Origin of the sequence: Clavibacter californiensis (assembly GCF_021952865.1) — a bacterium.
Classification (GTDB): domain Bacteria; phylum Actinomycetota; class Actinomycetes; order Actinomycetales; family Microbacteriaceae; genus Clavibacter; species Clavibacter californiensis.
In genome coordinates this window covers 232,636-255,476 of record NZ_CP040792.1, presented here as the reverse complement: position 1 = coordinate 255,476, position 22,841 = coordinate 232,636, and the positions used below count along the sequence as shown (strand labels likewise).

Annotated in this window: 24 protein-coding genes; 15 read left to right on the top strand and 9 right to left on the bottom strand. The window is 75.4% G+C overall.

The genetic code is table 11. The features are described 5' to 3' along the window. Window positions 1-85 precede the first annotated feature (85 nt). Together FGD68_RS01350 and FGD68_RS01345 are read left to right on the top strand one after the other, a co-directional pair. Window positions 86-598 carry a MarR family winged helix-turn-helix transcriptional regulator gene (locus tag FGD68_RS01350; protein WP_012039517.1) on the top strand — a complete coding sequence of 171 codons (513 nt, stop codon included), beginning with the start codon at window positions 86-88 and terminating at the stop codon, window positions 596-598. Between the two features lie 50 nt (window positions 599-648). Then, entirely contained in the window at window positions 649-1,347 is a 699-nt protein-coding gene (locus FGD68_RS01345; protein WP_119372842.1) for an HAD family hydrolase, read from the top strand. 20 nt (window positions 1,348-1,367) lie between these two features. Here FGD68_RS01345 and FGD68_RS01340 read toward each other — a convergent pair whose 3' ends face one another. After that, complete coding sequence (locus FGD68_RS01340; RefSeq protein ID WP_119372843.1) at window positions 1,368-2,054, bottom strand: GntR family transcriptional regulator; 687 nt, start codon at window positions 2,052-2,054, stop codon at window positions 1,368-1,370. A 148-nt stretch (window positions 2,055-2,202) separates the two neighbouring features. On the opposite strand from FGD68_RS01340, the gene FGD68_RS01335 reads away from it, so the two are divergent. From FGD68_RS01335 to atzF, 3 genes are read left to right on the top strand one after another with little or no spacing between them, the layout of a single operon-like run. After that, window positions 2,203-3,579 carry a purine-cytosine permease family protein gene (locus FGD68_RS01335; RefSeq protein ID WP_119372844.1) on the top strand — a complete coding sequence of 459 codons (1,377 nt, stop codon included), beginning with the start codon at window positions 2,203-2,205 and terminating at the stop codon, window positions 3,577-3,579. Then, window positions 3,576-4,307 carry a biuret amidohydrolase gene (biuH, locus tag FGD68_RS01330; protein WP_104235246.1) on the top strand — a complete coding sequence of 244 codons (732 nt, stop codon included), beginning with the start codon at window positions 3,576-3,578 and terminating at the stop codon, window positions 4,305-4,307. The genes FGD68_RS01335 and biuH overlap by 4 nt, the downstream gene beginning before the upstream one ends. Continuing rightward, complete coding sequence (atzF, locus tag FGD68_RS01325) at window positions 4,304-6,097, top strand: allophanate hydrolase (protein ID WP_237609683.1); 1,794 nt, start codon at window positions 4,304-4,306, stop codon at window positions 6,095-6,097. Before biuH ends, atzF begins: the two co-directional genes overlap by 4 nt. Here atzF and FGD68_RS01320 read toward each other — a convergent pair. The 4 genes from FGD68_RS01320 to FGD68_RS01305 form a co-directional block, all read right to left on the bottom strand. Further along, window positions 6,076-7,485: a hypothetical protein gene (locus FGD68_RS01320; protein ID WP_237609682.1), complete on the bottom strand. Its 1,410-nt coding sequence runs from the start codon at window positions 7,483-7,485 to the stop codon at window positions 6,076-6,078. The two genes, atzF and FGD68_RS01320, sit on opposite strands and share 22 nt — an antisense overlap. A gap of 187 nt (window positions 7,486-7,672) precedes the next feature. Then, window positions 7,673-8,956, bottom strand: coding sequence for a uracil-xanthine permease family protein (locus tag FGD68_RS01315; RefSeq protein WP_119373284.1), 1,284 nt, complete (start codon window positions 8,954-8,956; stop codon window positions 7,673-7,675). A 112-nt stretch (window positions 8,957-9,068) separates the two neighbouring features. After that, the gene (locus tag FGD68_RS01310; RefSeq protein ID WP_119373283.1) at window positions 9,069-9,470 is read right to left on the bottom strand and encodes a hypothetical protein; all 402 of its coding nucleotides are present in this window, start codon (window positions 9,468-9,470) and stop codon (window positions 9,069-9,071) included. Then, on the bottom strand, window positions 9,454-9,651 hold the full coding sequence (locus FGD68_RS01305; RefSeq protein ID WP_119373282.1) for a helix-turn-helix transcriptional regulator: 198 nt from the start codon (window positions 9,649-9,651) through the stop codon (window positions 9,454-9,456). Before FGD68_RS01305 ends, FGD68_RS01310 begins: the two co-directional genes overlap by 17 nt. A gap of 91 nt (window positions 9,652-9,742) precedes the next feature. On the opposite strand from FGD68_RS01305, the gene FGD68_RS01300 reads away from it, so the two are divergent. The 5 genes from FGD68_RS01300 (at window position 9,743) to FGD68_RS01280 (ending at window position 14,977) form a co-directional block, all read left to right on the top strand. Continuing rightward, complete coding sequence (locus tag FGD68_RS01300; RefSeq protein WP_119373281.1) at window positions 9,743-11,725, top strand: M13 family metallopeptidase; 1,983 nt, start codon at window positions 9,743-9,745, stop codon at window positions 11,723-11,725. An 11-nt stretch (window positions 11,726-11,736) separates the two neighbouring features. Further along, entirely contained in the window at window positions 11,737-12,645 is a 909-nt protein-coding gene (locus tag FGD68_RS01295) for a serine hydrolase (RefSeq protein WP_317207899.1), read from the top strand. Between the two features lie 106 nt (window positions 12,646-12,751). Continuing rightward, window positions 12,752-13,495, top strand: a complete 744-nt coding sequence (locus FGD68_RS01290; protein ID WP_449508590.1) for a histidine phosphatase family protein — start codon at window positions 12,752-12,754, stop codon at window positions 13,493-13,495. Between the two features lie 107 nt (window positions 13,496-13,602). After that, window positions 13,603-14,586: a 1,4-dihydroxy-2-naphthoate polyprenyltransferase gene (locus FGD68_RS01285; protein ID WP_104235251.1), complete on the top strand. Its 984-nt coding sequence runs from the start codon at window positions 13,603-13,605 to the stop codon at window positions 14,584-14,586. A 70-nt stretch (window positions 14,587-14,656) separates the two neighbouring features. Continuing rightward, window positions 14,657-14,977, top strand: a complete 321-nt coding sequence (locus tag FGD68_RS01280) for a hypothetical protein (protein WP_237609680.1) — start codon at window positions 14,657-14,659, stop codon at window positions 14,975-14,977. Between the two features lie 13 nt (window positions 14,978-14,990). On the opposite strand, the gene FGD68_RS01275 is transcribed toward FGD68_RS01280, so the two are convergent. Then, complete coding sequence (locus FGD68_RS01275; RefSeq protein WP_119373869.1) at window positions 14,991-15,278, bottom strand: DUF1905 domain-containing protein; 288 nt, start codon at window positions 15,276-15,278, stop codon at window positions 14,991-14,993. A 259-nt stretch (window positions 15,279-15,537) separates the two neighbouring features. Here FGD68_RS01275 and FGD68_RS01270 point away from each other — a divergent pair, with 259 nt between their 5' ends. Further along, complete coding sequence (locus tag FGD68_RS01270; protein WP_147361797.1) at window positions 15,538-16,044, top strand: hypothetical protein; 507 nt, start codon at window positions 15,538-15,540, stop codon at window positions 16,042-16,044. 34 nt (window positions 16,045-16,078) lie between these two features. Here the strand turns inward: FGD68_RS01270 and FGD68_RS01265 are convergent, their stop codons facing one another. Next, window positions 16,079-16,465 (bottom strand): DUF4229 domain-containing protein, encoded by a 387-nt coding sequence (locus FGD68_RS01265; protein ID WP_104235255.1) that lies wholly within the window; start codon window positions 16,463-16,465, stop codon window positions 16,079-16,081. 139 nt (window positions 16,466-16,604) lie between these two features. Here FGD68_RS01265 and FGD68_RS01260 point away from each other — a divergent pair, with 139 nt between their 5' ends. Continuing rightward, window positions 16,605-17,027 (top strand): PLD nuclease N-terminal domain-containing protein, encoded by a 423-nt coding sequence (locus FGD68_RS01260; RefSeq protein WP_104235256.1) that lies wholly within the window; start codon window positions 16,605-16,607, stop codon window positions 17,025-17,027. Window positions 17,028-17,117: 90 nt separating this feature from the next. Continuing rightward, the gene (gene menD, locus FGD68_RS01255) at window positions 17,118-18,791 is read left to right on the top strand and encodes a 2-succinyl-5-enolpyruvyl-6-hydroxy-3-cyclohexene-1-carboxylic-acid synthase (RefSeq protein WP_237610018.1); all 1,674 of its coding nucleotides are present in this window, start codon (window positions 17,118-17,120) and stop codon (window positions 18,789-18,791) included. Window positions 18,792-18,819: 28 nt separating this feature from the next. Here menD and FGD68_RS01250 read toward each other — a convergent pair whose 3' ends face one another. After that, entirely contained in the window at window positions 18,820-19,554 is a 735-nt protein-coding gene (locus tag FGD68_RS01250) for a tyrosine-protein phosphatase (RefSeq protein ID WP_119373800.1), read from the bottom strand. Window positions 19,555-19,651: 97 nt separating this feature from the next. Here FGD68_RS01250 and FGD68_RS01245 point away from each other — a divergent pair, with 97 nt between their 5' ends. Next, window positions 19,652-20,209, top strand: a complete 558-nt coding sequence (locus tag FGD68_RS01245; protein WP_119373799.1) for an ArsR/SmtB family transcription factor — start codon at window positions 19,652-19,654, stop codon at window positions 20,207-20,209. Beyond that, a complete protein-coding gene (locus FGD68_RS01240; RefSeq protein ID WP_237609679.1) occupies window positions 20,206-21,516 on the top strand; it encodes an MFS transporter in 1,311 nt (436 codons plus the stop codon). Before FGD68_RS01245 ends, FGD68_RS01240 begins: the two co-directional genes overlap by 4 nt. Before the next feature lie 11 nt (window positions 21,517-21,527). On the opposite strand, the gene FGD68_RS01235 is transcribed toward FGD68_RS01240, so the two are convergent. Continuing rightward, window positions 21,528-22,802: an isochorismate synthase gene (locus tag FGD68_RS01235; protein ID WP_104235261.1), complete on the bottom strand. Its 1,275-nt coding sequence runs from the start codon at window positions 22,800-22,802 to the stop codon at window positions 21,528-21,530. Window positions 22,803-22,841: the final 39 nt, after the last annotated feature.

Below are 22,841 nucleotides of genomic sequence, written 5' to 3'. Positions count from 1 at the left end.
CGCGACACCGCCCGTCCGCCGCGTGCCCACCCGACCGCGAGGCGCGCCCGTCCCGGGTACCGTGTACGCGACGGTGGGAGTCCCGATGAAGGATGACGACGACGTCGACCTGGTGATCGACGCGTGGGGCGCCGCCATGCCCGACGTCGACTTCGCGCCGCTCGACGTGGTGTCGCGTCTGCGGCGCCTGCTGCCGCAGATGCAGCGGATCCGCGAGGGCGCGTTCGCCGCCGAGGGCCTCACGACGAGCGAGTTCGAGTTCCTCTCGGTGCTCCGTCAGCAGGGCGACGCGGGCCTCACGCGCGCCGGCCTCGCCGAGCGCCTCGGCACCGACACGGGCAGCCTCGTGCACCGGGTGAACCGCCTGACCGCGCGCTCCTTCATCACGCGCGAGGAGGATCCGGCGGGCGGCCGCAGCCGGCTCGTGGTGCTCACGCCGTTCGGCATCGAGCGCGTCGACCGGGCGATGCGCCGCCTCGTGGCCGACGAGGACGAGGTGCTCGCCGACCTCAGCCGCGAGCAGATCGCGACGCTCATCGACAGCCTGCGCGTCATCGCCCGCACCACCGAGCGGGTGCGCGCGCGCCGCTCCTCCTGATCCCCGTCCCGCGCATGGGCGCGTCGCGCGCGCCGGAGCACGATGGGGGGATGGCCGACACCGATCGCACCCCGCCCGCCGTCCTCTTCGACATCGACGAGACGCTCATCCACACGGGCGGGTCCGGCGCCCGCAGCTGGGCGATGGCGTTCCGCGACCTGCACGACGTCGACGCCGACATCGGCGAGCACTCGTCGGCCGGGGAGACGGATCCGCAGGTCGGCGCCGCGACCTTCCGCGGCGTGATGGGCCGGGATCCCGAGCCCGCCGAGCTCGCCCGCCTCTATGCCTCCTACCTCCGGCACCTCGCCGACGACATCCGCGTGTCCGAGGGCTACCGCGTGCTCGACGGCGCCGAGGCGCTGCTCGGCCGGCTCGCCGACGCGGGCGTGGTGCTCGGCGTCGTCTCCGGCGCGATGGAAGGCGCGGCCCGCACGAAGATGGAGCCCGCCCGCCTCGGCCGCTTCTTCGTGTTCGGCGCGTACGGATCCGACGCGCCCGATCGCGTCGACGTCGTGCGCCGCGCCATCGCGACGGCCGGCACCCTCCGCGGATCCGCGCCCGCGCGCGACGAGGTGCTCGTCGTCGGCGACACCCCGAATGACATCACCTCCGCGCACGACGCGGGCGCGACGGCGGTCGGGGTCGCGAGCGGCCACTACTCGGCCGACGAGCTGCGCGACGCGGGCGCCGACCTCGTGCTCGCGTCGCTCGAGGACCCGGCGCTGGAGCGGCTGCTCGGGCTCTGATCCCCAGCCGGCGACGCCTGCTAGCCCGCGGCCTCGGCCGCATCGGCCTCCGCGCGCAGGAGGTCCTCGAGGGCCGCGCACGCGTCGACGCGCGTGGCCTCGACGTGCCGGCGGGCGAGATCCGCCGCCCGCTCGCCCTCGCGCCGCTCGACCAGCGCCAGCAGCTCCCGGTGGTCGGCGAGCGAGTCGGTGCGCCGGGCGCTCGCGGCGGGCAGGTAGTGGAAGCGCACGCGCTTCGACATCGACTCGACGACCTGCGCGAGCGTGCTGTTGTGCGCGGCAGCCGCGATCGCGACGTGGAAGTCGTAGTTGAGGCGCGCGAGGTCGGCCGGATCCGCGGTGCGCTCCTGCAGGCGGATCACCCGCTCGAGCTCGCGGAGGTCGTCGGCCGTGCGACGCCCCGCGGCGAGCTCGACGGCCCGCGGTTCGACGAGCGCGCGCGCCTCGAACAGGTCGACCAGCTCGGACAGCACGCGCGGCCGCACCGACATGCCCTCGTGCGCGCGATGCACGACCCAGCCGTCGGCCTCGAGCGCCCGCAGCGCCTCGCGCACCGGGATGTGGCTCGTGCCCATCCGCTGGGCGACCTCGTCGGCCTTCACGCGGGATCCGGGGGCGATGACGCCGCCGAGGATCTCCTCCTCGAGCAGCACGCGCACGCGCTCCGCGGCGCCGAGACGGGCGGGGACGAGGGCGGGGGAGGCCATGACCTGATTATAGGATCCGTCGCCAGGCCACCACCCAGACGTGTTTCACATCCCGGAAACACGGCAGAAACGCCCGTGTGCGGCCGTGCTGGTCCTATAGGACGGAGCCGGATCCCCGCCGGCGTCACCCGACTCCCCAGGAGATCCCATGTCGCACCCTGCCGCCGCGCCGGTCGCGCGCCACGCCGACCCCGCCGCCCCGGATCCCGCCGACCGTCCCGCGTTCTCCGAGTACGAGTCGGAGCCCGTGCCGCCCCACGCGCGCCGCCGCACCGCATCGGTCGCCGCCGTGTGGCTCGGCTTCCCGATGATCCTCACCTGCGCGGTGTTCGGCGGCCTGGTCGTCCACTCGCTGGGCTTCTGGCCGGGCATGGGCGCGATCGCGGTCGGCACGCTCGTCCTCATGGTCTACGTCGGCGCGCTGAGCTACCTGGCCGGCCGCAGCGGCGAGAGCTTCGCGCTCATGGCGATGCGCACGTTCGGGGCGAAGGGGTACGTCGTGCCGGCGGGCTTCCTCGCCACCGTGGTCATCGGCTGGTTCGCGTTCCAGACCGGGCTCACCGGATCCACCCTGCACGGCAGCCTCGGCTGGGACCAGACTGGCACGACCCTCGTGGCCGGCCTCCTCTTCGTCGCGGTCACGCTGCTCGGCATCCGCGCGCTCTCCTGGATCGGCGTGGTCGCCGCTCCCCTCTACGTCGTGCTCGGCGCGGTCGCCGTCGTCATCGTGGCGACCCGGCAGGGAGGCGCGGAGCTGCAGACGGCGCCCGCGGCGGGAGCCGGTGCGCTGAGCTTCGGCGCGGCCGTGACCCTCGTCGTCGCGCTCTTCGCCGACTCGGGCACCATGACCGCCGACTTCACGCGCTGGGCGCGCTCGGGCCGGCAGGCCGTGCTCGCGACCCTCGCGGCGTTCCCGTTCGGCAACGCGATCGCGCTGGTGGTCGGCGGCCTCGTCGTCGCCCTCGGCGGCGCGACCGACCCGGGCACCGCGGGCGGCGACTTCCTCGGGATCCTCGTCGCCCAGGGCGGTGCGCTCGTGCCGCTCGCCGTGCTCTTCGTGGTCGTGAACCTCGGATCCGTGTGCGCCCACTGCCTCTACAACGGCGCCGTCGGCTGGAGCCAGCTCACCGGCATGCGCATGCGCCGCACGACCCTGGTGCTCGGCGCGGTGGGCGTCGTCCTCGCGGTCGCCGGCATCTGGACCTACTTCGAGGTGTGGCTGAACCTGCTGGGCGTGATCGTGCCGCCCATCGGCGCCGTGCTCATCGTCGACCAGCTGCTGCTCGCGCCCCGACGCGCGGCGGCCGGATCCGTCGTCGCCCGCGGTGCCTGGCGTGCCCCCGCCTTCGTGGGCTGGGCGGGCGGCGCCGTCGTCGCGCTCGTCGCCCACGCGTACGCCGACTTCCTCTCGACGGCCGTCGTCGGCATGGTCGTCGGTGCGGTCGTCCTCGTCGTCGCGGACGCCGCGGGGCGCGTGCGAGCCCCGCTCGGCGCGGCCGTCGACGCGGGGGAGGCCCGCTCGTGAGCGCGGTCGGCGCGCCCGCGATCGTCGCCGGCACCACGTCCGTCGCGGCGGATCCCTACGCCTGGCCCTACGACGGCGCCGTCGACGTCGCCCGCACCGCCGTGGTCTGCATCGACTGGCAGGTCGACTTCTGCGGCGTCGGCGGCTACGTCGACCGCATGGGCTACGACCTCGCGCTCACCCGCGCGGGCCTCGCGCCCACCGCGCGGCTGCTCGAGCGGGTGCGCGCGCTCGGCATGACCGTCATCCACACCCGCGAGGGCCACCGCCCCGACCTCTCCGACCTGCCCGCGAACAAGCGCTGGCGGTCGGAGCGCGCGGGCGCCGAGATCGGCAGCGTCGGCCCGTGCGGACGGATCCTCGTGCGCGGCGAACCCGGCTGGGAGATCGTCCCCGAGGTGGCCCCGCTGCCGGGCGAGCCCGTGATCGACAAGCCCGGCAAGGGCGCCTTCTACGCGACCGACCTCGACCTCGTGCTGCGGGCGCGCGGCATCGACCGGCTGATCCTCACGGGCATCACCACCGACGTGTGCGTCTCCACGACCATGCGCGAGGCGAACGACCGCGGCTACGAGTGCCTGGTGCTGTCGGACTGCACGGGCGCCACGGATCCGGCGAACCACGACGCGGCGCTGCGGATGGTCACGATGCAGGGCGGGGTGTTCGGCGCGGTCGCCGCGTCGGGCGACGTGCTCGCCGCCCTCGCCGGGGCGCAGGTGCGCGCGTGAGCGGCGACATCGGCGCGGCCGGCGCGACCGCTCCGCTGCCGGCCGTCGGATCCGCGTCCGTCGTCGACCGCGTGGAGGCCGCATACGCGCGCATCGCCGAGGTCGACCGGCCCGAGGTGTGGATCACGCTGCTCGACCCGGCCGAGGCGCGGGAACGCGCCGCCGAGCTCGACGACCGCATCGCCCGGCAGCCTGCGGGATCGCTGCCGCTCGCGGGCTGGCTCGTCGCGGTGAAGGACAACATCGACGTCGCCGGGATGCCCACGACCGCCGCCTGCCCGTCCGCCGCCACGACGCCCGAGGTCGACGCGCCCGCCGTCGCCCGCCTGCGGGAGGCCGGCGCGCTCGTGCTCGGCAAGACCAACCTCGACCAGTTCGCCACCGGCCTCGTCGGCACGCGCAGCCCCTACGGCGCCGTGCGGCACGCGACCCGGCCCGACCGCATCTCGGGCGGATCCAGCTCGGGCTCGGCGGTCGCCGTCGCGCTCGGCCTCGTCGACGTGGCGCTCGGCACCGACACCGCGGGATCCGGGCGCGTGCCCGCCGCCCTGCACGGCCTGGTCGGGATCAAGCCCACGCTCGGCCTGGTGCCCGCCACGGGCGTCGTGCCCGCCTGCCGCTCCTACGACACCGTGAGCGTGCTCGCCGAGGACCTCGCGACCGCGCAGCGCGCGCTCGCCGTGATGGTCGGGCCCGACCGGGCGGATCCCGCGAGCCGCGACTGGCCGTCCACCACGCGCCTCGCCCCGCGCGGCGTGCCCGTGATCGGCGTCCCTGCCGACGGCGACCTCGCGCCCCTCTCGCCCGGCGCCCGCGCGGCGTTCGCGGCCGCCGTCGAGCGGATGCGCGACTCGGGCGCCGTCGTCGAGACCGTCGACCTCGGCCCCTTCCTCCGCGCCGCGCTCCTCCTCTACGAGGGCGCGCTCGTGGCCGAGCGCTGCGAGGCGGCCGGGGCGTCCGTGCTCGCGGACGCGCCGGACCTGGATCCCACGGTCGCGGGCATCGTGCGCGCGGCCCTCGGGATCCCCGCGCACCGGCTGGTGGAGGACCGCGCGCTCCTCGAGCGCCTGCGCGTCGCCGCCTGCGCGGTGTTCGACGCCCCGGGCGACGCCCGCCGCGGGATCGACGCGCTGCTGCTGCCGACGACCACGGAGCACCCGACGCTCGCCGAGGTCGCCGCCGAGCCGGTCGCCGTCAACGCGCGCCTCGGCACCTACACGAACTTCGTGAACCTCTTCGACCTGTGCGCCGTCGCGGTGCCCGCGGGGGAGGCGGACGGTTCCCCGTTCGGCGTCAGCCTGGTGGCGCCCGCGTTCGCCGACCAGGTCGTGCTCGACCTCGCGGGCCGCGTCACCGGGGATCCCGCGCGTCCCGCGCTCCTGCCGGCCGACGCGGTCGACGTGGTCGTGTTCGGCGCGCACCTGGGCGGGCAGCCGCTGCACCGCCAGCTCAGCGACCTCGGCGCGCGCTTCTCCCGCGACGTGCGCACGAGCGCCGGGTACCGCATGGCGCACCTCCCGGGCGAGCCCGCGCGACCCGGCGTCGCGCCGGCGCCCGGCGGCGACGGCGTCCCGCTCGCGGGCGAGGCCTGGACCCTCACCCGCGCCGGCCTCGCCGCGTTCCTCGCCGGCATGGTCCGACCCATGGCCCTCGGCCCGCTGGAGCTCGAGGACGGCACGTGGGCCGTCGGGTTCCTCTGCACCGACACGGCAGGCGCGCCGGACATCAGCGCGCATGGCGGCTGGATGCGGTACCTGGCGTCCCGCGGTCAGGCGGTCCCGGGCTCCTGATCCGCGGGCGCCGACCGCCACGGGCTGATCTCGTGCGCGGCGGCGGGGGCCGCGGCGGGGGCTGCGACGGCGGGGGTCGCAGCGCCGGGGGCAGCCGTGGCCGCCGCCCGCGCCGCGCGTCCCGCCCGGACCCGCGCGGGCCCGTCCGCCGCCGTGCCGCGCAGCCGCACGAGCTGCATCACGGCCACGCCCAGGAGCGCGATCTCGCCGAGGTCGCGCAGCGTGATCACCCCGACCATCACCGGGACCACGTCGATGAGCAGCAGGTACGCGTAGGGGAACACGAGCTGCGTGAGCGCGGCCACGACCAGCCCCAGGCGCGCCGCGAGGGCCGTGCCGGGCGCGTGGCGGTCGTGCACGAGCATCACGATGAGCGGCACGGCGAACCACGACACGTACTGCGGCGAGCCGACCTTGTTCGTCACGATGAGCGCCGCCACCAGCGCGAGCGACAACGGCCCGATCAGCGCGGCGGGGGAGGCGCCGCGGTGGTGGGCGCGGATCCCGAGCAGCGTCACGCCGAGCACGACGACCAGCATGATCGGCGTGAGCGCGGCCGCGACGCCGTCCACCCCGGGGCCCGACACCTGGAACGCGAGGAGGGCCGCGTCGTGGTAGACGCGGTACCGGTCGTCGCCCGCGACGATGAGCCACAGGTGGTACAGCGCGGCGGTCGACTCGACCTGCAGCCCGCGGCCGGTCTGCTCGCCCACGAAGCCCAGCACGTTCGCGCCGCTGCCGAGGGCGAGGGATCCGGCGACGACGACGGCCGTGGTGCCGAGCGCGGCGGCGACGACCTTGCCGCGCGCGAGCCCGCGGCGGGCGATCACGCCGGTGAGCAGCAGCGCTGCCGGCCACACCTTCACCCAGGCTCCGACGGTGAGGAGCGCGGAGGCCAGGGCGGGCCGGGTCGCGAGCACGAGCAGGCCGGCGAGGGCGAGGGGCACGGTGACCGCGTCGATCCGGCCGAGGGAGATGGGCCCGAGCGCCACGAGGAAGCCGAGCCACCAGGCGGCGGGAGCGAGGCCCCGCCCGCGGCGGATGCGCAGCAGCAGGGCGAACGCGGCGGCGTCGAGCGACGTCACCAGCGCGAGCCACACCGTGCCGTAGAACGCGGTGCCGCCGACGAGCGAGATGAGCATGGGCACGGCCGCGAGGATCGGGTACACCCACGGCAGGTCGACGCCCACTCGGCCGCCGCCCGCCATCCCCCCCTGCATCCAGACGCGGTAGACCTCCGTCACGTCCGTGAGCGCCGAGGTGGGGCCGATCAGGTTGAGCGTGATGAGCCAGAGATGGCAGAGGGCGAACGCCAGCCACGGCCGCGACATGATCCCCCGGGCCGGCGGGCGGACGGCGTGCGCGGCGAGGGACGCGTCCGCGGTCACCGGGCGGCGCCCTCTCGGCGCGCAGGCGGGTGCATGTCGGGTGGTTCTCCTGCGTTCGGGACGGACGGGGACGCGGCCCGCGGCTGCCGGAGCTCGGCTCGCGGACGCCCGGCCGGCGGGCGGCGCTCCCTGGATGCTAGGACACGCGGTCGTCGCGCTGCCGTGAGCGGATGGGCCGCCCGCGGGGTCAGGCGGTGCCGCGCAGCCGCGCGACCGTGCTCATCACGTGGTAGACGACGATCGCCGCGACCGTCCCGAGCGCGATGCCGTTGAACGAGACGGTGCCGAGCGTGAAGGTGAAGGGCGCGATCGCGACGATGAGCGCGGTCGCCGCGGTGAGCTGGTTGACGGGCTTCGAGAAGTCGACCCGGTTGTCCATCCAGATCTTCACGCCGATGATCCCGATGAGGCCGTACAGCGCGGTCGTCACGCCGCCGAGCACGCCGGCCGGGATCGTGTTGATCACCGCACCGACCTTGGGCGAGAGGCCGAGCAGCACGGCGAACCCGCCGGCGACCCAGTACGCGGCGGTCGAGTAGACGCGCGTGGCGGCCATCACGCCGATGTTCTCGCCGTAGGTCGTGGTGCCGGATCCGCCGCCGAGGCCCGCGAGCACGGTCGCGAGGCCGTCCGCCAGCAGCGCCCGCCCGGTCAGCTTGTTGACCGAGCCGTCCGTCATCTGCGCGACGCCGCGGATGTGGCCCACGTTCTCGGCGACGAGCACGAGCACCACGGGCAGGAACGCGGGCAGCAGCGCCCAGAACTGCGGTGTGATCTCGGGCGCCTGGAACTCGGGCAGACCGATCCACGCGGCCGACCCGACCGCGTCGAACACGATCTCGCCGCGGATCACGGCGACGACGTACCCGACGACCACGCCGACCACGATGGAGAGCCGGCCGAGGATCCCGCGGAACAGCACGGTCGAGAGGATCACGGCGGCCAGCGTGATGGTCGCCGTCACGGGCGCCTTGATGAAGTTGTCGCGTGCGGCCGACGCCAGGTTGAAGCCGATGAGCGCCACGATCGCGCCGGCGACCACGGGCGGCAGCAGCGCGTCGATCCAGCCCGTGCCGGTGAGCTGCACGATGCCGCCGACGATCGCGAGCATCACGCCGACCGCCACGATGCCCGCGAGCGCCGCCCCGATGCCGCCGCCGCCCGCCGCCGTGGCCGCATTGGCGGCGCCGATCGGCGCGATGAACGCGAACGACGACCCCAGGTAGCTGGGCAGCCGGTTCCTGGTGATCAGGAGGAAGAGGATCGTCCCGATCCCGGAGAAGAACAGCGTGGTCGTGGGCGGGAAGCCCGTGAGGACGGGCACGAGGAACGTCGCGCCGAACATCGCGACGACGTGCTGCATCCCGAGGCCGATGGTGCGCGGCCAGGTGAGGCGCTCGCCGGGGCCGACGACCGCGGACGCGTCCACCGCCTTGCCGTCGCCGTGGAGGGTCCAGATCTGTCGGGCCATGCTCGCCTGCTCTCGCGCGGGTGTGTGGGGAGACGCCCCGATCCGCGAGCGTAGCGAGACCGTGTTGCGGTGGCGTTTCGCGGGGCGGATCGGGGCCGGCGCCCGTGGTGCGTCAGCTGCGCTGGACCGCCAGCCAGTTCGCGACGGCCCAGACCGCGGCGAGCACGAGCATCTGCGCCAGGACGTACCACTGCACCTGGCCCATCAGCGTGGTGACGAAGAACGTGCCCACGGTCATGACGAGCGCCGCGACGCCCACGGCGGCGAAGCCCTTCTGCGCGAGCAGCCCGTCGCGCTCGTCGCGGTACTCGAGCCCGTTGATGCGGAGGACGTCGGACGCCGTGGGCCGGGCCGCGTGGAGGGCGCCACCCAACAGGATGGCCGCCATCACCGCGAGCGTGATCGCGTTGTACGGGTTGCCCGCGATGAGTGCGACGAGGGCGCCGGCCAGCAGCACCCCCACAAGGAGCACGTTCACGCGGGAGATCCCGCGGCGTTCAGTCGACTTCGACATGGAATACCTCCTCGACGGATCGATGGAAGAAGCGGGCCGTGCGCACGGCCAGCGCGAGCGACGGGTCGTAGCGGCCCGTCTCGATGGCGTTCACGGTCTGGCGGGAGACGCCGAGCACGGTGGCGAGGGCCTGCTGGGAGAGCCCGGCGGCCGTCCGGAGATCCTTCACCTCGCTGCGCATGGATGACAAGCTAGCTTTACACGGAGGGTGTGTCAAGCACGCTTTACACATCGTCCGGGAGGGCCGCAGCCGGGGCGCCTAGGCTGGCCGCATGAGCGCCGAGACACCGCCGACCGGGATCCGCACCGACGAGCTGGACGAGGGGGTGCGCCCGCAGGACGACCTCTACCTCCACGTGAACGGGCGCTGGCTCGACCGCACCGAGATCCCCGACGACAAGGCCCGCTGGGGCTCGTTCCACCAGCTGGCCGAGGCGGCGGAGGACGCCGTCCGAGTGATCATCGAGGAGGCCGTCGACGCCGAGCCCGGCACCGAGGAGCGCCGCTTCGGCGACCTCTTCACGAGCTTCATGGACTTCGAGCGCGTCGAGGCCCTCGGCGTCGAGCCGATCCGCGACCAGCTCGACCAGGCCGCCGCCGTCACCGACGTGCCGTCCTTCCTGCGCACCCTCGGAGCCCTCGAGCAGACCAACGTGAGCGGCCTCCTCGGCCTCTTCGTCGACAACGACCCGGGCGACCCCGAGCGCTACGTCGTGCAGATCGAGCAGGGCGGCATCGGCCTGCCTGACGAGAGCTACTACCGCGAGGAGGGCCACGCGGACATCCGCACGGCGTACCGCGCGTTCGTCGAGCGCATGCTCGACCTCGCCGGCCTCGACGACGCGTCCGCCCGCGCCGACCGGATCCTCGACCTCGAGACCCGCATCGCCGCCGCCCACTGGGACAACGTCCGCACGCGCGACAGCCAGGCCACCTACAACCTCGTCTCCTGGGCAGATCTCCGCGACCTCGTGTCGAAGGCGGCCGGCGCCGACCTCGACGTCTGGCGCGCCGCCCTCGACGCCCCCGCTGCCGCGCTCGACGAGGTCGTGCTGCGCGAGCCGAGCTTCGCCGAGGGCCTCGGCGCGCTGCTGACCGATGCCGAGATCCCGGCGCTCCGCGACTGGCTCACCTGGCAGGTCGTCCGCTCGAACGCGGCCCTGCTGCCGAAGGCCTTCTCGGAGGCGTCCTTCGACTTCTACGGCCGCACGCTCACGGGCGCGCCCGAGCAGCGCGTGCGGTGGAAGCGCGGCGTCTCGCTCGTCGAGGGATCCATGGGCGAGGCCATCGGCCGCATCTACGTCGAGCGCCACTTCTCGCCGACCGCCAAGGCCGAGATGGACGTGCTCGTCGGCCACCTCGTCGAGGCGTACCGGCGGTCCATCTCCGGCCTCGAGTGGATGACCGCGGAGACCCGCGGGAGGGCGCTGGAGAAGCTCGAGAGGTTCACGCCGAAGATCGGCTTCCCCGACACGTGGCGCGACTACTCGGCGCTCGAGATCGACCCGACCGACCTCGTCGGCAACGTGCGCGCGACCGCCCGCTTCGAGACCCGCCGCGAGCTCGCGAAGATCGGCGCCCCGCTCGACCGCGACGAGTGGTTCATGACGCCGCAGACCATCAACGCGTACTACAACCCGGGCTTCAACGAGATCGTGTTCCCCGCCGCGATCCTGCAGTTCCCGTTCTTCGACGAGGCGCGGGATCCGGCCGCGAACTACGGCGCGATCGGCGCGGTCATCGGCCACGAGATCGGCCACGGCTTCGACGACCAGGGCTCGCGCTACGACGGCGACGGCCGCCTCACCGACTGGTGGACGCCGGCCGACCGCGCCGCGTTCGAGGAGCGCACGGCGTCGCTCATCCAGCAGTATGACGCGCTCGTGCCGGCGCAGCTCACGGCCGACGGCGCACCGCACGTCAACGGCGCGCTCACCATCGGCGAGAACATCGGCGACCTCGGCGGCCTCTCCATCGCGTGGAAGGCGTACCTCCTGTCCCTCGACGGCGCCGAGCCGCCCGTGATCGACGGGCTCACGGGCGCCGAGCGCTTCTTCCTCTCCTGGGCGCAGGCCTGGCAGCAGAAGGGCCGCGACGCCGAGGTGATGCGGCTGCTCGCCATCGACCCGCACGCGCCGAACGAGTTCCGCTGCAACCAGATCGTGCGCAACATCGACGCGTTCTACGAGACGTTCGACGTGCAGCCCGGCGACGGCCTCTGGCTCGACGAGGAGGCCCGCGTCACCATCTGGTGACGCGCCGCGCGATGGCCGCCGTCGGCGAGGATCCGCGACACCGCTCCCGGCACGCCGGGGGCGGTCCCGCGCGCCACGCGGGGCAGGAGCCGACCGACGGCTTCCGCTCCGCGTTCCGCGCGCTCGGCGGCCTCGCCCTCGACGGCATGCGGGTCGCGGCCCGCGCGACCGACCTCGACTCGGGCGAGGTGGTGCTCGCGGTCGACGATCACGTCGCGCTGCCCGCGGCCGGGCTCGGCCGCGTGCTGCTCCTCGTCGAGCTCTCCGCGCGCCTGACCTCGGGCGACCTCTCGCCGCTGCACCTCGTGGATCGCCGGCCGGACGACGAGGGCGGCACCGCGGGCCTCTGGCGCCACCTCGTGGTGCCGTCGCTGCCCGTCACGGATCTCGCGTCCCTGGTCGGCGCGACCGGCGACGCGGCCGCCACCAACGCCCTCCTCGGGCTTGTCGGCCTCGAGGCCGTGCGCACGCGCGCCGAGTCGCTCGGACTGCGTCGCACGGCGCTCCTCGACGTGGCGCGCGGCACCCGCGGACCGGACGACGCCCCGCAGCTCTCCGTGGGATCCGCCCGCGAGCTCGCGTCGCTCTTCGCCTCGCTCGTGCACGGGGAGGTGGTCGACGAGGAGACGTGCACGCGCGTGGTCGGCTGGCTCGCGCTCAACACCGACCGGTCGATTGTCGCGGCGTCGTTCGGGCTCGACGCGCCGGTGGGCCGCGGCGGCGAGCACGGCATGGCGCTGGTGGACTGCACGGGCGTCGACGCGGGCGTGCGCGCCGAGGCCGGCGTGCTCCGCGGGCCGCGCGGCGCGGTCGCTTACGCCGTGATGGTCCACTTCGACGACGCCGACCTGCGCGCGCGCCTCGCCGTCCGCGACGCCCTGGGCGTGGTCGGGCTCGACCTGCTGGAGCACGTGCACTGAGCCGCGCCGATCCCGCCGCCCTGCGGTCGTGGATCCGCCCGGGCGTAGAGTCGGATGTCGCCCGCCACCCCTCCGGGCGACGGAGGAGACCCCCACGATGACCGGCATGAACCCCGCCACCGCCAAGCGCCTCGCCCGCGACGACGTCGCGCCGATGTACGCGGAGGTGGATGCGGCCATCGCGCGCGCCGAGATCCCCGGCACCCCCGAGTGGCAGGAGAAGGTCCGCGGCCGCATCGTCATGGTGCGCCACGGGCAGACCGAGTGGAGCGTCAACGGGCGCCACACCGGCACGACCGACATCCCCCTCACCGAGACCGGCGAGGAGCAGGCCCGCGCGGTCGGCGCCGTGCTCGCCGGCACGGACTTCGGCCTGGTGCTCGCGAGCCCCCGCTCCCGCGCGCAGCGCACCGCCGCGCTCATCGGCTACGGCGACCAGGCGGAGGTCGACGACCGGCTCGTCGAGTTCGACTACGGCGCGTACGAGGGCCGCACCACCGCCGACATCCAGTCCGAGCGCGGCCACTGGGACCTCTGGACCGACGGCGTGCCCGCGGGCGACACCCCCGGCGAGACGTCCCAGCAGGTCCGCGCCCGCGTCCTCCAGGTGCTCGCGCGCGTGCTGCCCGTGCTCGAGTCCGGCCAGGACGTGCTCCTCGTCGCGCACGCGCACGTGATCCGCGCGCTCGCCGTCGCGTGGGTCGGCCTGCCCGCGGAGGCCGGCGGGATCCTCACGCTCTCCACCTCCACGCTCAGCGAGCTCGGCTTCGAGCACGGCCGCCACGCGATAATGCGCTGGAACTGCCCGGCGGACGGTTGGGCGCCGTCGCCCGTGGGCGGCAGCCGCTAGCGCGTCGGTCGCCGGGAGCTCCGTCGTCGCGCGGTCCGGCGCCCCGGCGCGGTTCCGATCGCCCGGCGCGGTCGTGCACCGGCTCCCCCCGCGTAGGATCGCCCCTCGTGGCACAGAAGAAGAAGCGCACCCGGCAGGCCCCCTCGTCCGCAGCCCGCACCCGCCCGGGATCGCCCGCGAAGGCCCGCTCCGGGAACCCCGCGAAGGTGCGCAAGGCCACGGCGCGCGACTGGATCTCCGGCGCCCGCATCCGCACCCTCCCGCTCGCCGTCGCCCCCGTCGCGATCGGCGCGGGAGCGGCCCGCGCGCTCGGCCCCGACGAGGGCGTCTCCGTGGGCCTCGCGCTCCTCTGCCTCGCCGTCGCGGTGCTGCTGCAGATCGGCGTCAACTACGCCAACGACTACTCCGACGGCGTCCGCGGCACCGACGACGTGCGCGTCGGCCCCGCCCGCCTCACCGGCTCGGGCGCCGCGAAGCCCCGCACGGTCCTCACCGTCGCGCTCGCGTTCTTCGGCCTCGCCGCGGTCGCGGGCCTCGTCATCGTGCTCATCACCGGCCACTGGTGGCTGCTCGCGGTCGGCGCGGTCGCCATCGTCGCGGCCTACTTCTACACCGGCGGCAAGCGCCCCTACGGCTACGCGGGACTCGGAGACGTCGTCGTCTTCGTGTTCTTCGGGCTGGTCGCGACCGCGGGCACGCAGTTCATCCTCATCGGCATGATCACGGGCGAGGGCTGGCTGGGCGGCGTCGCGGCGGGCGGGTTCGCGGCCGCGGTGCTCATGGTCAACAACATCCGCGACATCGAGCAGGACGGCAAGGTCGGCAAGCGCACGCTCGCCGTGCGGCTCGGCCCGCGCGGCTCGCGCATCGTCTACTGCATCGAGATCGCGATCGCCTACGGCGTCGTGGTCTTCTTCTTCCTCTTCTACCCGAAGGCGCTGCTCGTGCTGTTCACGCTCGTGCTGGCGCTGCCGGCCGCGATCATCGCGTGCACCGGCCGCACCCCGAAGGAGCTGATCCTCTCGCTGCAGCTCACGAGCATGGCCGCCCTCACGTTCGGCCTGGGCCTCGGGGCGGCGTTCGCGTTCTGAGCGGGGAGGCGGCGGTCCCGGATCCGGCGTCCCAGCCGGGCTCGCGGAGGCGCTCGAGGCCGCGTTCGACGTGGGCGTTGTCGAGGGCATCGGCCTGATGCTGCGCTCGCGCACGATCGCCGTCCCGCGGGCCGTGCTCGTGCTCGACGACGCGATCACCGCGTGGTGGGACGCGCTCGTGGCGACGGATGCGCGCGCCGCCGCCACATGGATCGCCGCCGCCCTCGCCCGGGCCGCCGCCGACGCGCGGCCGACCGAGCGCTACCGGCTGCTGGAGGGCGACCGGCTCGTGCCCTCCGTCCGCGCCCGGCGCCCCGCGCTCCGCGACGACTCCCCGCCCACGCTCGGTCGAGGCCGCTGGGTCGGATACGCGCCGCGCGACGACGCCTGACCCGCCGAGGCCGTCAGGTCAGGCGCTCGGTGATCCGCACGTCGACCTGATCCCCGAGGTCCTTGCCGAGCCGCTTCCGCAGCTTCGCGCTGATCGAGAGCATGTGGCCCCCGATGCCGGTCGGCAGGAGGCCGGCGGTGAGCGGCTCGCCGTCCACGGTCGCCGCCACCTTCACGGCCTTCCCCGTGCCGAGGATCCCCACCGAGCCGGGGACCTCGACGCACGGCCAGAGGTCGCCCTTCACGGTCACGCCGATGGTCGCGGTGAACGCGAGGTCGAGGGGTCCTGGCTCTGAGCTCACGCGCGCCTCGCCTCCTCGGTGTCCCTGGTGCGGTGGGGACGAGGGTATCGCCGGAGCGGGCGGCGGCACCAGGCCCCGGGCCGCACGTGGAAGACGCCCGCATCGCGTGGTGGGAGTCGCTCGTGGCGGCCGATCCGCTGGGCGCTCCCGCGACGCTGCGGCACGCGCGCGACGCCGTCGCCGCGGAGGCGCGCCCGCCCGTGCCGCGACTTCACGCGCCGTCGGCGGTGTGTTCACGCCTGCCCCGTAGCGTGCGGCCATGTCGACCATGGAGGCGCCGCCCCCGGCCAACCGCCGAGGCGCGCGCATCGTCCTCGTCGTGACCGCCCTGATCACGGGCGTCGCGATGCTCGTGCACTCCGCCGTGCAGGGCCGCGGCGCGTCCCGCTTCTGGGCCCCCTGCTGGCAGGAGGGCTACGAGAGCGGGATCTGCCAGCACCTGCAGTACGAGGTCGTGTCGCCCGCGTGGCTCGCGCCGCTGTGGGTGTGGGCCGTGGAGGTCGCGCTCGCCGTCGTGGTGCTCGTCGCGGCGTCGCGGGCGGCCGGCCGCATCCGGTCCGCTGTCGCCGCGCTGATCTGCGTGCTCGCCTCGAGCCTGATCGTCGACTACGTCATGACGCCCATGGTCAACGGCGGCTACACCTCCGCGGACAACCCGCCGGGGTTCGGGCTGCTCGGGGCGGCGGCGATGGCGGCGAGCGGTGCGCTCCTCCTGGTCGTGGCCATGCCGCGGTGCGCGCGGCCGCCCGCTCCCTCGCCGGCCTGACCTCGGGGCTCGGGGTCCGGTCGGCGGTCTGGCCTCAGCTGCGCTCGGCCTCGCCGTCGGCGCGCGGGGCGGCCGATGCGGTGCCGGCGGATCCCGAACCCGGCGTGCCGCTGACCTCGGTCGCGACATCGGCGGCACCCGCAGCCCGGGCCCGGCGCTCGGCGGCGTCGACCGCGGCGTCCTCGGAGTCGTCGTCCTCGACGGGCGCCTTGCGGCCGGCCGCGATGGCCGCGAGATCCGCCGCCATGGCCTCGCGCTGCGTGCGCAGGAAGATGTACGACCCGCAGAACGACACCACGGCGCCGACGACCGCGGCGAGCGGCCAGAAGTCCGGGCTCACGGCGACCACCAGCCCGAACGGGACGGCGAACAGGAGGATGCGGACGACGGTGTAGACGAGCCAGTAGCGACGGGAACTCACCGGGTCAGCATAGGTCGGCCGCCTGGGCGGGCCCCTCCCCCGCACAGGCCGCCGCCGTCCAGCCGGGGCCCGGCCGCCGCCCCCTTCCCGCTCGCTGGACGCCCGGCGTCCTCCCCGGTTGCGGAGCTACCATCGGGAGATGCCCCGCCTGTTGATCGGTCTCGCCGTCGTGATCGTGTTCTTCACGGTCTTCGTCATCGTGGACACCTCCCTGACGCCGCGGACCCGCATGCGCGGCCTCCCCAAGCCCGCGTGGATCGCGGTGGTCGTCCTGGTGCCCGTCATCGGCGGCGTCCTGTGGCTCACCATCGGCAAGGACCGCACCGACCTGGCACGAGCATCCGGCCGTCGCCTCGGCCCGGACGACGACCCCGACTTCCTCTCCGGCCTCGGCCGCACGCGGTCGGAGGAGGAGCGGATCCGCCGCCTCGAGCAGGAGCTCGCCGACCTCGACAGCGACGGCACGGGTCCCGACGAGCCGCAGCAGCCCGGTGCCACCGGCGGCCCCACCCGGCCGAACCGGGACGACGACGACCGGGCGCCTGGCCGCCGGGACGCCTGACCGCCGGTGACCGCGACCGAGCCCCGCTCTGCCCACCCGTCCTCCACCTCGCCTCGCACGGGCAACCCCTCCACGGACCGCGCGCTCGCGATGCTGCTCGCGCTCGTCGCCGAGGGCGTCACCGACGTGGTGCTCTGCCCCGGATCCCGCTCCCAGGCCCTGGCGCTCGTCGCGGCCGAGCTCGAGCGGGTCGAGGGCGTCCGCCTGCACGTGCGCATCGACGAGCGGGCGGCCGCGTTCCTCGCACTCGGCCTCGGCGTGGAGTCCGGCCGGCCGGCGCCCGTCATCACGACCTCCGGCACGGCCGTCGCGAACCTCCACCCCGCCGTGCTCGAGGGCTGGCACTCGGGCGTCCCGATGCTGCTGCTCACGGGTGATCGCCCGGCGGAGCTCCGCGGCATCGCGAGCAACCAGACCACCCGCCAGCCCGGCATGTTCGGCGACCGGGTCGTCGTCGTCGACGTGCCTGCGCCCGAGGGGACCGACGACGACCTGACGCGCGACGCGGGTCTGGCCCGTGACGCGTACCGCCGCGCCCGCGACGAGCGGACGCCCGTGCACGTGAACGTGGCGTTCCGGGATCCGCTGTCCGTCGCGGTGCCGGACCTCACGGAGGCCGTGGCGGAGGCGCGCGCCGCCGCAGACGTGGCCTCTGCCGCAGACGCCGCATCCGCACCCGCCGACCTCCTCGAGCTCCCGCACGGCCCGCGCACGATCGTCGTCGCCGGCCACGCCGCGGGCGAGGCCGCCGAGGAGCTCGCGCGCGCCGGCGGCTGGCCGCTCGCCGCCGAGATCTCCAGCGGATCCCACTTCGGCCCGAACCTCGTCGTCTCGTTCCGCGAGCTGCTGGCCCGCCCCGGCTTCGGCGACCGCGTCGAGCGCGTCATCGTGTTCGGCCACCCCACGCTCACACGCGAGGTCCCGCTGCTCGTGGGGCGCGAGGGCGTCGAGGCGATCGTCGTCGGATCCACCGGCGGCGAGGACTACGACCCGCGCCACCGCGTCACCGCCCACCCGGCCGCCGTGCGCGTGGTGGGCGAGCCCGCGGATCCCGCCGACGCCCGCCGCTGGCTCGGCACGTGGGTGCAGGTCAGCCGCGCGATCCTCGACGAGGCGAGCGCCGCGGAGTCCGCGCCGCTCCTGCCCTCCGGTACCACGCCCGCCGAGCGCCGCGACTTCGCGCGCGCCGAGCTCGCCGCCGTGCGTGCCGACGTCACCCGCCGCCACCTCGTGCGCGCGCTGTGGCAGGCCACGTGGCCGCACGACCGGCTCGTGCTCGGGGCGTCGCGCCTCATCCGCGAGGCCGACCGGGCGCTCCCCGGCAAGCGCGTGCGCGTGCACGCCAACCGGGGCCTCGCCGGCATCGACGGCACGATCTCCACGGGCCTCGGCATCGCGTTCGCGTCGCAGACCGGATCCGGGAGCGCGGCCGCCGGGATCACGCGCGTGCTCGTCGGCGACCTCACGCTCCTGCACGACGTCGGCTCGCTGCTCATCGGCACGGGCGAGCGGGTGCCGCGGATCCAGGTCATCGTCGGCAACGACGGCGGCGGCACCATCTTCGACGGCCTCGAGGTCGCGAGCACGGCCGCGCCCGCCGCCATCGACCGCGTCATGTTCACGCCGCAGCGGGTGGACCTCGCGAGCCTCGCGAAGGCCTACGGGTGGACGCACCTGCGCGCCGCCACGCACGGCGAGCTGGAGGCGGCGCTCACGACCGCGTCCGAGGCGCCGGTGCTCATCGAGGTGCCGCTGGTCCGGTAGCGGATCCGGGCCGGCGGGGAGCGCCGGGTCAGGCCGGGATCGTCCCCCGCCACGTCCGCAGGATGCCGCGCTCGGAGTCCGTGAGGTCGGCCGCGTCGAAGAGCGCGTCGAGATCGATCCCCGCCATCGCCTCCCGGAACGCCGCCCCGCTCGTGGTGCCGCGCTCGGCGAGGAGGTCCGCGATCGCCGGCTCGAGGTCGGGCTGGCCCTGGTTCGCCGACCGCTCCGGCCCGAGGCGGATGCTCTCCATGTAGTCGTCGACGATGTCGTCGGGCTCCGCACCCGCCGCGAGGAGCAGCAGCAGGGCGACGAGGCCCGTGCGGTCGCGCCCGGCGCCGCAGTGGAAGAGGACGCCGCCCGCGGGGGCGTGGATGATCGCCCGCAGCGCGGATCCGGCGCGCTCCGGCAGCTCGGCGAGGTGCGGGAGGTAGTAGAGCGGCGTGCCGACGAGGCCGGTGTCCCAGTACGGCACCCAGAAGTCCGGGTGGTCGTCGAGGCCGTCGAGGTCGACGTGCGCGACGTGGATCCACTCGGGCCGCGGGCGCGTGTCCCGGGCGCGCTCGGCCGGCTGGCGGAGGTCGAGGACCGTGCGGAAGCCGAGCGCGCGCACATGCTCCCACCCGGCGTCGGTGATGAGGTCGACGTCCTCGGAGCGCGCGAGGACGCCGGTGGGCGTGGTGCCGCCGTCCCGGAGGCGGATGCCGCCGAGGTCGCGGGCGTTGACGAGGCCGTCGATCGGGAGGGCGCGGTCGGATGCGGTCATCGCCCGAGTCGACCACGCCGGTCGGCTCCGCCGCATCATCCTCCCGACCCTCAAGCAGATGTTTGACAGTGTGGACCCGCCGTGGTCCGATGGGCGCATGCCCGCCGACGAGACCGACCTGCGGGACCTCCGCGTCATCGCCCACCCGCTCCGCCTCCGCCTGCTCTCCCTCTGCACCCGCTCGCCGATGAGCGCGTCCGAGGCGGCGCGCGAGCTGGGCGAGACGCAGGCGAACGTCAGCTACCACCTGCGCCGGCTGCGCGAGGCCGGGCTGCTCGAGGACGCGGGCGTCGAGCGGATCCGCGGGGGAGCGGCCAAGCGCTACCGGCACGTGCCCGCGAGCGGCGACCGGCTCGACGCCCTCACCGGCGGCAGCATGCCGACCCTGGCCGCGGCGCTCATGGCGGAGCTGACCCGCCGTGCCGTGCTGCACGCGGAGGGCACGCGGCCGGTGATCACGGACGCCGAGCTCACGGTCTCGACCGGCACGTGGATCCGCGTGCAGGAGCTGGCCCGCGAGCTCGGCACCGTGCTCCACGACGACTCCGCCCGCCGGCTGGGGGATGACGACGTGCAGGTGAGCGCGACGCTCGCGCTGTTCGCGATGACGGCGCCCGCGCCGGCGCCCGAGTCCGCGGATCCGGCGCCCGCGTGAGCGCGCCCCCCGCGCCCCCCGCGCCCCCGCCCGCCCGCACCGGCTACCTCGCCGTCCTGGCACTGCCCGGCGCGCTCCGCGTGCTCCTCCCGGCGATGCTCGGCCGGCTCTCCTTCGCGATGGTCGCCCTCGCGCTGCTGCTCCTCGTCCAGGCGGGCACGGGGTCCTTCGCGGCGGCCGGCCTCGCGACCGGCGCGCTCGGCCTCGCCAACGTCCTCGCGTCGCCCGTCCGCGCGCGGCTCGTGGACGCGCACGGCCAGCGTCCCGTGCTCGTGGCCCTCGCGGTCGCCCACGCGGCCGGGCTCGTCGGGGTGCTCGCGGTGGTGCGCATCGGCGCGCCCGTGGGGGTCGTCGTCGTGACGGCCGCGCTCGCCGGCCTCGCGATGCCGCCGCTCGGCGCTGCCATGCGCGTCGTCTGGGCCGCCCTCGTGCCCGACCCGCGGATGCGGACGCGCGCCTACAGCCTCGACGCCGTGGGGGAGGAGGTCGTCTTCACGGTCGGGCCGCTCGTCGTGGCGGCGCTCGTGGCGGTCGCGGATCCCGAGGTCGCCGTGCTCGCGTCGGCCGCCACGAGCGTCATCGGCACCCTGGGCATGACGTCGTCGCGCCTGTCCCGGGCGCAGGGCGGGCGGCCGGCCCCGCCGGAGGGCCGGCCGACGGGAGACGGGCGCGCGCGTCGCCGGTCCGCGGATCCGCTCCGCCAGCCGCTCGTGATCCCCCTGCTCGTGACGCTGCTCGGCGTCGGCGCGGTGCTCGGATCCGTCGAGGTCGCCGTCGCGGCGCTGGCCGAGCGTGCGGGCAGCACGGCGCTCGCGGGTCCGCTGCTCGCCGCGTTCGCCGCGGGCAGCGCGGTCGGCGGGCTCGCGTACGGGACGCGCGCGTGGCGGGCGCCCGCGCGGATCCGCCTGGTCGTCCTCGTCGCGGCGATGCTCGCGGCGACGGCCGTGCTCGCCGCGGTCGCGGCCCGCGTCCCCGCCGCCCCGGACGCGCTCGCCCTGCTCCTGATCGCCGCCGCGCTCGTCCCCGTCGGCCTGTTCCTCGCGCCCGCGATGGTCACCGGGTACCTCCTCGCCGACGCGCAGACGGAGCCGTCGGTGCGCACCGAGGCATCCGCCTGGGTCAACACGGCCGTCAACACCGGGGTCGCGCTCGCGGCGGCCGCGGTCGGCGCGGTGGTGGACGCGGCGGGCCCGCTGGCCGGCATCGGGGTCGGCGCGGTCGCGGCGCTCGTCGTGGCCGGGATCGCGGCGCCGGCGCTGCTGCGGCGACGCGCGACGGCCGAGCCGGCCCGGCCCAGCGCGTCCTAGCCCAGCGCGTCCTAGCCCAGCGCCTCCACGACGGGACGGAACTTCATGGCCGTCTCGGCGCGCTCGCGCTCGGGGTCCGATCCCGCGACGATGCCGGCGCCAGCGTGCGCGACGATGGCGCCCGACGGAGCCACCTGGGCGCCCCGCAGCGCGATGGCCCACTCGCCGTCGCCGTCCGCCGCGACCCAGCCGACCGGCCCGGCGTAGCGGCCGCGGTCGGCGGGCTCGAGCTCGGCGATGAGCGACAGCGCGGCGTCCGTCGGGTGCCCGGCGACCGCAGCCGTCGGGTGCAGCGCTCCCACGAGGTCGAGCGACGAGGATCCGTCACCGAGCGTGCCCGTGACGTCGCTCGCCAGGTGCCACAGGTTCGGCAGCTTGAGCGTGAAGGGCGCGTCGGTGGTCGACAGGTCGCGGCTGTGCGGGCGGAGCGCGTCGAGCACGCTGTCGCGCGCGAACGCGTGCTCCTCGTTGTCCTTGCGGGATGCGGCGAGGCCGGCGGCCGCGGCGGCGTCGGCGCGCGCGTCCGTGCCGCGCGAGACGGTGCCGGCGAGCACGCGTGCGCCGACCGTGCCGCCGCCGACGCGCACGAGCGTCTCGGGGCTCGCGCCGATGAGGCCGTCGACCGCGTAGGTCCAGCAGTCGGGGTAGCCGAGCGCGAAGCGGCTGAGCGCGAGCCGGAGGTCGCCGCCGAGGGGGAGGCGGCCCACGAGGTCGCGCGCGAGCACGACCTTCTGCACCTCGCCCGTGCCGATGGTCGCGACGGCGCTCGCGACGGCCCGCTCGTAGTCGTCGGGACCCATGGATCCGGGGCGCAGGTGCAGCCGGTACTCGGCGCCGGAGCGCTCGGGCACGGGGATGGAGCCCGCGGCCAGGGCGTCGAGCGGGGACGCGACGTCGCCGTCCTCCTGGTCGGCCAGTCGGATCCGCGTGACCCACGACACCCCGTCCCGACGGCCGACCACGACGCGCGGCACGACGAGCACGCTCGCGGCCTCCGAGTCGTCCGCGAAGGCGAAGGCGCCGAACGCGATGAGGCCCGTGCCGGGGATCCGGAGCGGATCCGTCACGGTCGCGGTCGCGGCCACCTCGCGCCACGCCGCGGCGGCGTCCCGCACGCGATCGGGCCCGCGGAACTCGAGGCGGAGGGCCTCGCCGATGCCGCCCATCCCGGATCCGTGCCGGAGCCACAGGAGCGGGTGCCGGGCGTCGAGGAGGGGGACGAGCCGGGCGATGGAGTCGACGGGGGTGGTGTCGACGAGGAGCGCTCGGACGCGGGATGCGGTCACGGATGCCAGCCTACCGCCGGGGATCCGGGCCTCCCCGGG